The sequence below is a fragment of the Enterobacter cloacae complex sp. 277I4 genome (assembly GCF_050031465.1).
GTDB classification, from domain to species: Bacteria; Pseudomonadota; Gammaproteobacteria; order Enterobacterales; family Enterobacteriaceae; genus Enterobacter; species Enterobacter cloacae.
On sequence record NZ_JBLGWC010000001.1, the window covers coordinates 4,158,706 to 4,171,161 of the forward strand.

The 12,456-nt window shown below is 54.4% G+C and carries 11 protein-coding genes; 2 read left to right on the top strand and 9 right to left on the bottom strand.

Features of this window, described 5'->3' with window-relative positions:
• Positions 1-6: 6 nt before the first annotated feature.
• The gene (locus ACQG19_RS20225; RefSeq protein WP_040021696.1) at positions 7-603 is read left to right on the top strand and encodes a 5-formyltetrahydrofolate cyclo-ligase; all 597 of its coding nucleotides are present in this window, start codon (positions 7-9) and stop codon (positions 601-603) included.
• Positions 604-699: 96 nt separating this feature from the next.
• Here ACQG19_RS20225 and serA read toward each other — a convergent pair whose 3' ends face one another.
• A complete protein-coding gene (gene serA / locus ACQG19_RS20230) occupies positions 700-1,932 on the bottom strand; it encodes a phosphoglycerate dehydrogenase (protein ID WP_013098629.1) in 1,233 nt (410 codons plus the stop codon).
• Positions 1,933-2,199: 267 nt separating this feature from the next.
• Complete coding sequence (gene rpiA, locus ACQG19_RS20235; protein WP_013098630.1) at positions 2,200-2,859, bottom strand: ribose-5-phosphate isomerase RpiA; 660 nt, start codon at positions 2,857-2,859, stop codon at positions 2,200-2,202.
• Between the two features lie 127 nt (positions 2,860-2,986).
• On the opposite strand from rpiA, the gene argP reads away from it, so the two are divergent.
• The gene (gene argP / locus ACQG19_RS20240; protein ID WP_008499727.1) at positions 2,987-3,880 is read left to right on the top strand and encodes a DNA-binding transcriptional regulator ArgP; all 894 of its coding nucleotides are present in this window, start codon (positions 2,987-2,989) and stop codon (positions 3,878-3,880) included.
• A 48-nt stretch (positions 3,881-3,928) separates the two neighbouring features.
• Here argP and ACQG19_RS20245 read toward each other — a convergent pair whose 3' ends face one another.
• The 7 genes from ACQG19_RS20245 to tkt form a co-directional block, all read right to left on the bottom strand.
• Positions 3,929-4,669, bottom strand: a complete 741-nt coding sequence (locus ACQG19_RS20245; RefSeq protein WP_013098631.1) for an oxidative stress defense protein — start codon at positions 4,667-4,669, stop codon at positions 3,929-3,931.
• Between the two features lie 92 nt (positions 4,670-4,761).
• On the bottom strand, positions 4,762-5,397 hold the full coding sequence (argO, locus tag ACQG19_RS20250; RefSeq protein ID WP_013098632.1) for an arginine exporter ArgO: 636 nt from the start codon (positions 5,395-5,397) through the stop codon (positions 4,762-4,764).
• Between the two features lie 145 nt (positions 5,398-5,542).
• Positions 5,543-6,397: a small-conductance mechanosensitive channel MscS gene (locus tag ACQG19_RS20255; RefSeq protein ID WP_013098633.1), complete on the bottom strand. Its 855-nt coding sequence runs from the start codon at positions 6,395-6,397 to the stop codon at positions 5,543-5,545.
• A 185-nt stretch (positions 6,398-6,582) separates the two neighbouring features.
• Positions 6,583-7,662 carry a class II fructose-bisphosphate aldolase gene (gene fbaA, locus ACQG19_RS20260; RefSeq protein ID WP_013098634.1) on the bottom strand — a complete coding sequence of 360 codons (1,080 nt, stop codon included), beginning with the start codon at positions 7,660-7,662 and terminating at the stop codon, positions 6,583-6,585.
• A 91-nt stretch (positions 7,663-7,753) separates the two neighbouring features.
• Positions 7,754-8,917 (bottom strand): phosphoglycerate kinase, encoded by a 1,164-nt coding sequence (gene pgk, locus ACQG19_RS20265; protein ID WP_013098635.1) that lies wholly within the window; start codon positions 8,915-8,917, stop codon positions 7,754-7,756.
• 49 nt (positions 8,918-8,966) lie between these two features.
• Complete coding sequence (gene epd / locus ACQG19_RS20270) at positions 8,967-9,986, bottom strand: erythrose-4-phosphate dehydrogenase (RefSeq protein WP_014833195.1); 1,020 nt, start codon at positions 9,984-9,986, stop codon at positions 8,967-8,969.
• 357 nt (positions 9,987-10,343) lie between these two features.
• Positions 10,344-12,335 (bottom strand): transketolase, encoded by a 1,992-nt coding sequence (tkt, locus tag ACQG19_RS20275; protein ID WP_246932814.1) that lies wholly within the window; start codon positions 12,333-12,335, stop codon positions 10,344-10,346.
• Positions 12,336-12,456 lie beyond the last annotated feature (121 nt).

The following is a 12,456-nucleotide window of genomic DNA, read 5'->3' on the forward strand; positions in this document are numbered from 1 at the left end:
ACTACCATGACTCAATTCCCTGAAGTTTCTGCCTCACGCCAGGATATTCGTCAACTCATTCGACAACGTCGCCGGGCGTTAACCCCTGAACAGCAAGCGCATTTTGCCCAGCAGGCCGCGGCACGCATGATGGCGTATCCGCCTGTAGTAATGGCGCATACCGTCGCGCTGTTTCTCTCTTTTGATGGTGAGCTGGATACGCAGCCACTCATCGAACAACTCTGGCGAGCCGGAAAGCGGGTTTATCTGCCGGTGCTGCATCCGTTTAGCGCAGGGAACCTGCTGTTTCTGCACTACCACCCGCACAGCGAACTGGTTGTGAATCGTCTGAAAATCACCGAGCCGAAGCTGGATGTGCGCGACGTGCTGCCGCTGTCACAGCTGGACGTGCTGATTACGCCGCTGGTGGCGTTTGATGAACAGGGCCAGCGTTTAGGAATGGGCGGAGGGTTCTATGACAGAACGTTGCAAAACTGGCAGCAGTACGGGTTGCAGCCGGTGGGTTATGCGCATGATTGCCAGGCGGTAGACGCCTTGCCGGTCGAGAAGTGGGATGTGCCGTTGCCGGCGGTGATAACACCCAGTAAAACCTGGACCTGGTAGAATAAAGCCGGGTGGCGCTTACGCTTACCCGGCCTACAAAACGTCGACGTAGGTCGGGTAAGGCGTAGCCGCCACCCGACACTACAAACCTCACCCTTAGTACAGCAGACGCGCGCGAATCGTCCCCGGAATGGCCTTCATGCTCTGCAGCGCTTTCTCGGCCACATCTTCATCTGCTTCGATATCAATAACCACATAGCCCATCTGCGAGTTGGTTTGCAGATACTGCGCGGCAATGTTGACACTCTGCTCAGCAAAGATCTGGTTGATGGCGGTCAGCACACCCGGACGGTTTTCGTGAATGTGCAGCAGACGACGGCCACCGTGCAGCGGCAGCGACACTTCCGGGAAGTTAACGGCAGAGAGCGTTGAACCGTTATCGGAGTATTTGCTCAGTTTACCCGCCACTTCCAGACCGATATTCTCCTGCGCTTCCTGAGTAGAGCCACCGATGTGTGGCGTCAGGATCACGTTGTCGAACTCGCACAGCGGAGAGTTAAATGGATCGCTGTTGGTTGCAGGCTCCGTCGGGAAGACGTCGATAGCCGCCCCCGCCAGATGCTTACGCTTCAGGGCATCGCACAGCGCGGGAATGTCGACAACCGTACCGCGTGCGGCGTTGATCAGCAGGGAACCTGGCTTCATCAGCGCCAGCTCTTCCGCGCCCATCATATTTTTGGTTGAGGCGTTTTCCGGCACATGCAGGCTTACCACGTCGCTCATGTTCAGCAGGTCAGAAAGATGTTGAACCTGAGTGGCGTTCCCCAGCGGCAGTTTGCTTTCAATGTCGTAGAAGTAAACATGCATGCCCAGGGATTCAGCCAGGATACCCAGTTGGGTACCAATGTGGCCGTAACCGATGATACCCAGTTTTTTACCGCGCGCTTCATAAGAGCCCGCGGCCAGTTTGTTCCACACGCCGCGGTGGGCTTTGGCGTTGGCTTCCGGAATACCACGCAGCAGCAGCAGCAGTTCGCCAATCACCAGCTCCGCCACGGAACGGGTGTTGGAGAACGGGGCGTTGAAGACCGGGATACCGCGTTTTGCGGCAGCATTCAGGTCAACCTGGTTGGTACCGATGCAGAAACAGCCGATAGCGACCAGCTTTTCCGCCGCAGCAATAACATCTTCAGTCAGGTGAGTACGGGATCGCAGGCCGATGAAATGGGCATCACGGATGGACGCTTTCAGCTCTTCAGTATCCAGCGCGCCTTTGTGAAATTCGATGTTGGTGTAACCTGCCGCGCGAAGGCTATCAAGTGCTTTTTGATGCACGCCTTCTACTAGCAGGAATTTAATCTTGTCTTTCTCCAGTGATACCTTTGCCATTTACCCGACCCTGTTTTTTGTCTGAACTGATGTTGTGCTGGATTGAAATCCGCTTAGCCAACATATCAAAAAAAACTATTGCAGCAATATGAACGTTTGCGTCGGCACTCTGAAGAAAAGTCATACAGCGCAAAATAGCAGTGTAAAATGCTGGAAATATTTGTGAATGCGGAAGGTTCAGCAAGAGAGGGGCAAAAAACGTGACACATGTCACCGAATTTAGCTTTTCAAATTTTTTTTAGCGGGGGGAGGACTCCCCCCGTCAGATCATTTTACGATGGTTTTCACGCCATCAGCCGTGCCGATCAGCGCAACATCCGCGCCACGGTTGGCGAATAACCCTACTGTTACCACGCCCGGAATGCCGTTGATGGCGTTTTCGAGCGCGATCGCGTCGAGAATTTCCAGGCCATGAACGTCGAGGATCACGTTGCCGTTATCGGTGACCACACCCTGACGGTATTCAGGACGTCCGCCCAGTTTTACCAGCTCACGTGCCACGGCGCTGCGCGCCATTGGGATCACTTCAACCGGCAACGGGAATTTACCCAGAATATCAACCTGCTTGGATGCATCCGCGATACAGATGAATTTATCGGCCACGGAGGCGATGATCTTTTCACGCGTCAGCGCTGCGCCGCCGCCTTTGATCATCTGCATATGCCCGTTGATTTCATCCGCGCCATCAACGTAGATCCCCAGACGGTCCACTTCGTTCAGATCGAAAACGGTAATGCCGAGGCTTTTCAGCTTTTCCGTGGAAGCATCGGAGCTCGAAACCGCGCCCTCGATCTGCCCCTTCATCGTGCCCAGCGCATCGATAAAGTGTGCCGCCGTCGACCCCGTACCCACACCGACGATAGTACCCGGTTGCACGTACTGGAGCGCGGCCCATCCTACTGCTTTTTTCAGTTCATCCTGCGTCATGATCGTTTTGCCTGTGGTATGAAAACTTAGGGCGCATTATAGAACACGTGAGGTGGAATTCGTCTGCCACAAAGGGAAAATTGTGTCATAGTGCAGATTAAGCAAAATTAAGGAGTAAGCCAGAGCAATGAAACGTCCGGACTACAGAACACTACAGGCACTTGATGCAGTTATTCGTGAACGCGGTTTTGAGCGCGCAGCGCAAAAGCTGTGTATTACTCAGTCCGCCGTATCACAGCGTATCAAACAGCTTGAAAACATGTTCGGGCAGCCACTGCTGGTGCGTACCGTGCCACCGCGTCCAACAGAGCAAGGACAAAAGCTCCTCGCCCTGCTCCGTCAGGTTGAACTGCTGGAAGACGAATGGCTGGGTGATGAACAAACGGGTTCTACGCCGTTGCTGCTGTCGCTGGCGGTGAACGCCGACAGTCTGGCAACCTGGCTGCTGCCCGCCCTCGCCCCGGTTCTGGCCGATTCCCCTATCCGTCTTAATCTGCAGGTTGAAGATGAAACCCGCACCCAGGAACGCCTGCGTCGCGGTGAAGTGGTCGGGGCGGTCAGTATTCAGCCTCAGGCACTGCCAAGCTGCCTGGTCGATCAACTGGGGGCGCTGGATTACCTGTTTGTCGGTTCAAAAGCCTTTGCGGAGCGCTACTTCCCCAATGGCGTCACCCGCGCCGCGCTGCTTAAGGCGCCTGCCGTGGCGTTCGACCATCTGGACGATATGCATCAGGCTTTCCTGCAACAAAACTTTGACCTGCCACCGGGCAGCGTGCCGTGCCACATCGTGAACTCGTCTGAAGCCTTCGTGCAGCTTGCGCGTCAGGGAACCACCTGCTGCATGATCCCGCACCTGCAGATTGAAAAGGAGTTGAAAAGCGGTGAGCTGATTGATTTGACGCCGGGGCTGTATCAGCGCCGGATGCTTTACTGGCACCGTTTTGCGCCGGAAAGCCGCATGATGCGCAACGTCACCGACGCGCTGCTGGCATACGGGCACAAGGTGTTGAGACAGGATTAATCGCTTGAATTCCCTCTCCCTGTGGGAGAGGGTTAGGGTGAGGGCAAATTACTGCGCCTTAGCCGTCTCAGTTTGCTGAGTTTGCGTCGGCTCCAGCTGGAACACCACATCAACCTGATCGTCGAACTGAATGGTCGGCTGCTCATAGCTTTCCTGAGCAGATACCGGCGCCGCATCGGCTTTCATCATCCGTACCATCGGGCTTGGCTGATAGTTAGAGACGTGGTAACGCACGCTATACACCGGGCCGAGCTTACTCTTAAAGCCAGCGGCCAGCTGCTGCGCCTGATGCATCGCATCGTCAATTGCCGCTTTACGCGCTTCGTCTTTGTATTTCTCCGGTTGCGCAACGCCCAGTGAGACGGAACGAATTTCGTTCAGACCCGCCTTCAACGCGCCATCCAGAAGGGAGTTCAGCTTATCCAGCTGGCGGACGGTCACCTCAACGCTACGCACCGCGCGATAGCCTTTCAGGATACTTTTGCCGTTCTGGTAGTCGTAATCAGGCTGAGTACGTAGGTTCGCAGAGCTGATGTCTTTTTTGGCAACACCGTTCTGCTCCAGGAAAGAGAGATATTGCGCAACACGATCGTCAGCCTGCTTCTTGGCGGAAGCGGCATCCTTCGCGGCCACGTTGACTTCAATTGCCAGCGTCGCAACATCCGGTACCGCATCCACGCTGGCGGTGCCGGAAGTGACGATGTGCGGACCATTTGGCAATTCATTCGCCTGAACAGACACCGCACCCAAACTTACTAATGCCGCCAGGGCCATCACGTTAAACTTCACTGTCATTCCTCCATGTTGCGAAGAGTGCCCTAACAACAGGGCGCATGCCAGCAAGCTTAGCGGGTCCTGCTCAGTTGTCCATAAGACAACGCTTAGTTGAACAATCCCTGAACATGATGAATCCCCTCTTTCGCCAGCTGAAAGGCAATGACCCACATCACCACGCCCACCAGCGTGTTGATGATCCGCTGGGCTTTGGCGGTACGCAAACGGGGTGCCAGCCACGCCGCCAGAATGGCGAGGCCAAAGAACCAGAGAAAGGAGGCGCTCACCGTGCCCAGGGCAAACCAGCGCTTCGGCTCAACGTCCAGTTGCCCACCCAGACTCCCGAGCACCACAAACGTGTCGAGATAGACGTGCGGGTTAAGCCACGTTACCGCCAGCATGGTGACGATGATCTTCCAGCGCCCCTGCTTCATCACTTCGGCGCTCGCCAGCTCCAGGTTACTACTCATTGCCGTTTTTAACGCACCGAATCCGTACCACAGCAGGAAGGCGACCCCGCCCCAGGTCACCAGCGCCAGCAGCCAGGGTGACTGCATCAGCAGCGCACTCCCGCCAAAAATCCCGGCACAAATCAGCAGTAAATCGCTTACCGCGCACAGCAGGGCAATCATCAGATGATACTGACGGCGAATCCCCTGGTTCATGACAAACGCATTTTGCGGACCGAGGGGAAGGATCATGGCTGCACCTAACGCAAGCCCCTGAAAATAATACGATAACATGACATTAATCTCGCTGAGTTGTCTTTGGAGCAGACTATACTGCGAGAAGAACATTAGAGGAAATTGATAATATTAATTGGGTATTAGCATGGCTAATAAAAGATAAGCCCGGTGGCGTTAGCGCTTACCGGGCCTACGGGAGACGTTATTCGGCTTCTTTTACTTTTTTGACGTTTACGTCCATCTGCGGATACGGGAAGCTGATGCCGTTGGCGTCAAACTCACGTTTGATACGCTCCAACACATCCCAGTACACGTTTTGCAGATCGCTGCTTTTGCTCCAGATACGCACCACGAAGTTAATAGAGGAAGCACCCAGCTCGTGCAGGCGCACGGTCTGCTCTTTGTCTTTCAGAATACGATCGTCGGAGGCGATGATGTTAGCAATCAGCGATTTCACCTGATCAATATCGGAATCATACGCCACGCTGATAATTAACTCGTTACGGCGCACCGGCTCGCGAGAAAAGTTAATAATGTTGCCCGCGATGATTTTCCCGTTCGGGACCACAACGATACGCCCGTCAACGGTACGCAGAGTGGTAGAGAAAATTTGTACCTGCAGTACGGTACCGGCAATGCCGCCCAGATCAACATACTCACCGGAACGGAACGGACGGAAGGTGACCAGCAGAACGCCTGCCGCCAGGTTTGAGAGCGAGCCCTGTAACGCCAGACCAATAGCCAGACCCGCGGCACCAAGCACGGCGATCACCGATGCCGTTTGTACCCCCACGCGCCCCAGTGCAGCAATCAGCGTAAACGCGATGATGCCATAGCGCACCAGCGCAGAGAGAAAGTCAGCCACCGTAGCGTCGATATGTCGCGCTACCATCACCCGGTTGACCGCATTCGATACAATACGCGCCACGATCATCCCGACGATGATGATGGCAATCGCCGCGACGATATTCACGGCGTAGCTCAGCAGCAGCGCCTGGTTGCGCACCAGCCAGTTACCGGCGTTATTGATGCTGTCTACAACATCGAGTTGTTCCATTTATTCTTCCTTTTGTTAAACCAAAACACAAATCCATCCCCCATGGAGACAGGCAGGTCCGTAAAGGGTAAACAAAAAGCGCAAGTTTTGCCAAACAGATCACAAAAACCGATCTGACAGGGTATTGAAAAAGCATAAAAAAAGGCCCGCGTTTGCGGGCCTCCTGATGCTGTCAGCAGCTCAAATTACAGAACGTCGATCGCGTTCAGCTCTTTGAATGCCTGCTCCAGACGGGTCACCATGGACGTCTGCGCTGCGCGCAGCCATACGCGTGGATCGTAGTATTTCTTGTTCGGCTGGTCTTCGCCTTTCGGGTTGCCCAGCTGGCCCTGCAGGTAAGCTTCGTTCGCTTTGTAGTACTGCAGGATACCGTCCCAGGTTGCCCACTGGGTGTCGGTATCGATGTTCATTTTCACTACGCCGTAGCTTACGGAGTCTTTGATTTCCTGAGCAGAAGAACCGGAACCGCCGTGGAAGACGAAGTTCAGGCTGTTGTGCGGCAGGTTGTGTTTCTTGGACACGTATTCCTGAGAGTCACGCAGGATGGTTGGGGTCAGAACCACGTTACCTGGTTTGTAAACGCCGTGTACGTTACCGAAGGACGCTGCAATGGTGAAGCGTGGGCTGATTTTGCTCAGCTCGGTGTAAGCGTAATCAACGTCTTCTGGCTGAGTGTACAGAGCAGAAGCGTCCATGTGGCTGTTGTCCACGCCGTCTTCTTCACCGCCGGTGCAACCCAGTTCGATTTCCAGGGTCATGCCCATTTTGGACATGCGCGCCAGGTATTTGGAGCAGATCTCGATGTTCTCTTCCAGAGACTCTTCAGACAGGTCGATCATGTGAGAAGAGAACAGTGGCTTACCGGTAGCCGCGAAGTGTTTTTCACCCGCGTCCAGCAGACCGTCGATCCACGGCAGCAGTTTCTTCGCGCAGTGGTCAGTGTGCAGGATAACTGGAACACCGTAGTGTTCAGCCATCTGGTGTACGTGGTGCGCACCAGAGATAGCGCCCAGGATTGCAGCACCCTGAGGAATGTCAGTTTTCACGCCTTTACCTGCGATGAACGCAGCGCCGCCGTTAGAGAACTGTACGATAACCGGCGCTTTAACTTTTGCAGCGGTTTCCAGTACGGCGTTGATGGAGTCAGTACCCACGCAGTTAACTGCTGGAAGAGCAAAGTTGTTTTCTTTAGCTACCTGGAACACTTTCTGAACGTCATCACCAGTGATCACGCCAGGTTTTACGAAATCAAAAATTTTAGACATGTTGCTTAGTCCTGTATCTTCGGCCGTTAGAAAAGGTGCGAGCTCTTAAAGCGCGCTGAAAATTGGGCAGGTTTCCCTGCCCTTGAATGGCTTACTTCTTAGCGCGCTCTTCGAGCATTGCTACTGCTGGCAGAACTTTGCCTTCCACGAATTCGAGGAATGCGCCGCCACCAGTGGAGATGTATGAGATTTTGTCAGCGATACCGAACAGGTCGATTGCTGCCAGGGTGTCACCACCGCCTGCGATAGAGAACGCTTCGCTGTCTGCGATAGCGTTAGCAACAATTTCAGTCCCTTTACGGAAGTTCGGGAATTCGAACACGCCAACAGGACCGTTCCACAGGATAGTTTTTGCGTTTTTCAGGATTTCAGCCAGTTTCTGTGCAGAAACGTCGCCCAGGTCCAGAATCTGCTCTTCATCTTTGATGTCGTTCACTGATTTCAGGGTAGCAGTCGCCGTTTCGGAGAACTCAGTGGCAACGCGAACATCGGTTGGAACCGGGATATCACAGGTACCCAGCAGGCGTTTGGCTTCGTCAACCAGGTCTGCTTCATACAGGGATTTACCAACGTTGTGGCCCTGAGCGGCAACGAAGGTGTTCGCGATACCACCGCCAACGATCAGCTGGTCAGCGATTTTAGACAGGGAATCCAGAACGGTCAGTTTGGTAGAAACTTTAGAACCACCCACGATGGCAACCATTGGACGAGCAGGCTCTTTCAGTGCTTTACCCAGCGCATCCAGTTCCGCAGCCAGCAGAGGACCAGCGCACGCAACGTCTGCGAATTTACCGATACCGTGGGTAGACGCCTGCGCACGGTGCGCAGTACCGAATGCATCCATTACGAATACGTCGCACAGCGCCGCGTATTTTTTGGAGAGTGCTTCGTCGTCTTTCTTCTCGCCTTTGTTGAAGCGAACGTTTTCCAGCACCACCAGCTCACCGGCAGCCACTTCCACGCCATCCAGGTAATCTTTTACCAGGCGAACCGGGCTGGACAGTTTGTCTTTCAGGTAATTAACAACCGGCAGCAGAGAGAACTCTTCGTTGTACTCGCCTTCAGTTGGACGACCCAGGTGGGAGGTCACCATCACTTTCGCACCCTGCTTCAGAGCCAGTTCGATGGTTGGCAGAGATGCACGGATACGCGCGTCACTGGTCACTTTGCCATCTTTAACTGGCACGTTCAGATCCGCACGGATGAAAACGCGTTTACCAGCCAGATCCAGATCGGTCATCTTAATTACAGACATGGTGAATCCTCTCGTTGATTCTTAAAGTTTTGCAGACGCACGATGCGTCTTACCTGAAACCTTTGGCAGCCATTGCTAACGTGGTGTCGAGCATTCGGTTAGCAAAGCCCCATTCGTTATCACACCAGACCAGCGTCTTGATAAGGTGTGCGCCACTGACGCGCGTTTGCGTGCCATCAACAATGGCGCTGTGCGGGTCGTGGTTAAAATCCACTGAGACCAACGGTAATTCCGTATAGTCAACTATACCATGAAATGCCCCCTGTGCCGCTTTTTGCAGCAACAGGTTGACTTCACAGGCTTTTACCGGTTTTTTCACCGTCACGCTGAGGTCAATTGCGGTGACGTTTATCGTCGGTACACGCACGGCAATCGCTTCAAAACGGTCATTAAACTGCGGGAAAATTCGGGTGATCCCGGCAGCCAGCTTTGTGTCCACCGGGATGATTGACTGGCTCGCAGCACGCGTGCGTCGTAAATCCGGGTGGTAGGCGTCGATGACCTGCTGATCGTGCATGGCGGAGTGAATCGTGGTCACGGTGCCGGATTCAATGCCATATGCATCGTCTAACAGTTTAATGACCGGAATAATGCAGTTGGTGGTGCAGGAGGCGTTGGAGACAATACGGTGTTCGGCTTGCAGCTCATGCTGATTGACGCCGAAAACGACCGTTGCGTCGAGGTCGTTACTGCCGGGATGAGAGAACAGGACTTTTTTCGCGCCGGCGGTGAGATGCGCTTCGCCGTGTTCGCGGTTGCCATATACGCCGGTACAGTCAAGCACCACATCCACACCCAGTTCACGCCACGGTAGCGCGGCAATACTGCGCTCATGCAGTACGCGGATCGTATCGTCACCGACAAACAGCTGATCCCTTTCCTGGCGCACGTCCCAGGCAAAGCGTCCGTGGCTGGTGTCATATTTCAATAAATGCGCCATGCCCGCAGCATCCGCCAGTTCATTGATTGCCACCACGGTAATTTCCGCCCGACGCCCGGATTCATATAAAGCACGAACCACGTTGCGCCCGATGCGACCGAAGCCATTAATCGCTACGCGTACGGTCATAGATCTCCTGCAAAGCTATCCCTGAGTTCGAGGTGGCTGAAAGAGTAATCCAGCTACGCCCGAAGGGGAATCTTTGCTATCACAAACTGCGATTGATTGGTCAATTGTCGAACATTTAATCGACTGAAACGCTTCAGCAAGAATAAGCGAATCGGGGAATAAAAGGAATGTCTGTCCAGATGAATAAGCGAGCTATATGACTTGCGTCACATTTTGGATGGAATAATTTACAGAGCAGTTACATGTCTGAGGAATAGTGCCTACAAAAAAGCCGGGTGGCGCGCTAGCGCTTACCCGGCCTACTTTCGAGCCATTTGTAGTCCCGGTAAGCGTAAGCGCCACCGGGCAAAACGGCAATTACAGCAGTTCTTTCGCCTTAGCGACAACGTTCTCAACGGTGAAGCCGAACTCTTCGAACAGCTGCTCTGCCGGAGCAGATTCACCGAAGGTGGTCATACCGACGATAGCGCCGTTCAGACCCACGTATTTGAACCAGTAGTCAGCGATACCCGCTTCAACCGCCACGCGTGCGGAAACGGCTTTAGGCAGTACGGATTCACGGTAAGCAGCATCCTGCTTGTCGAACGCATCGGTAGACGGCATGGAAACCACGCGCGCTTTAACGCCTTCGGCAGTCAGTTTGTCCCAGGCTGCAACAGCCAGCTCAACTTCAGAACCGGTTGCGATGAAGATCAGCTCTGGCTGTCCCGCGCAATCCTTCAGCACGTAGCAACCGCGGGCGATGTTCGCCAGTTGCTCTTCGGTACGATCCTGCTGCGCCAGGTTCTGACGGGAGAGGATCAGCGCGGTTGGACCGTCCTGACGCTCAACGCCGTATTTCCATGCCACTGCAGATTCCACCTGGTCACATGGACGCCATGTGCTCATGTTCGGGGTGACACGCAGAGAAGCAACCTGCTCTACCGGCTGGTGAGTTGGACCATCTTCGCCCAGACCAATGGAGTCGTGGGTATAAACCATCACCTGACGCTGTTTCATCAGCGCAGCCATACGCACGGCGTTACGGGCATATTCCACGAACATCAGGAAGGTAGAGGTGTACGGCAGGAAACCACCGTGCAGGGAGATACCGTTCGCGATAGCGGTCATACCGAATTCACGTACACCATAATGGATGTAGTTACCGGCCGCATCTTCGTTGATTGGCTTAGAGCCAGACCACAGGGTCAGGTTAGACGGTGCCAGGTCAGCGGAGCCGCCGAGGAATTCTGGAAGCCATGGACCGAACGCTTCGATCGCATTCTGAGACGCTTTACGGCTGGCGATTTTAGATGGGTTCGCCTGCAGCTTAGCGATGAACTCGTTCGCTTTCGCATCGAAGTCAGACGGCATTTCACCTTTCATACGACGGGTGAATTCAGCCGCTTCCTGTGGGAAGGCTTTAGCGTAAGCCGCGAACTTCTCGTTCCAGGCCGCTTCTTTCGCCTGACCCGCTTCTTTGGCATCCCACTGGGCATAGATTTCAGATGGGATTTCGAATGCAGGGTGTTTCCAGCCCAACGCTTCACGGGTCAGCGCGATTTCCGCGTCGCCCAGTGGTGCACCGTGGGAATCGTGGGTGCCCGCTTTGTTCGGAGAACCGAAGCCGATGATGGTTTTGCACATCAGCAGGGATGGTTTGTCAGTGACCGCACGCGCTTCTTCTACTGCACGTTTAATCGAGTCAGCATCGTGGCCATCAACGCCACGCACAACGTGCCAGCCGTAGGCTTCGAAACGTGCCGCAGTGTCATCAGTAAACCAGCCTTCAACATGACCGTCGATGGAGATACCGTTGTCGTCGTAGAACGCAACCAGTTTGCCCAGCTTCAGGGTACCTGCCAGGGAGCACACTTCGTGAGAAATGCCTTCCATCATGCAGCCGTCACCCATGAACGCGTAGGTGAAGTGGTCAACAATGTCGTGACCAGGACGGTTGAACTGCGCCGCCAGAGTCTTCTCAGCAATCGCCATACCCACCGCGTTCGCAATACCCTGACCCAGTGGGCCGGTCGTGGTTTCAACACCTGCGGTGTAACCCACTTCCGGGTGACCCGGAGTTTTGGAGTGCAGCTGACGGAAGTTTTTCAGCTCTTCGATAGGCAGATCGTAGCCAGTGAGGTGCAGCAGGCTGTAGATCAGCATTGAGCCGTGGCCGTTAGACAGCACGAAACGGTCGCGGTCAGCCCATGCCGGGTTCTGCGGGTTGTGGTTCAGGAAATCACGCCACAGGACTTCGGCGATATCAGCCATACCCATAGGGGCCCCTGGGTGGCCAGATTTGGCTTTCTGTACTGCGTCCATGCTCAGCGCACGAATAGCATTAGCAAGCTCTTTACGTGAGGACATTTTAACTCCAGATCGGACTGTTAAAGGCCATGCCCTTGACGACAGCGCGTTTTGGGCTACGCCGGAAAAAAGTGCCAACAATGTAACCCAAGCGGCATGCCATGTACATGGAGCATTCTTT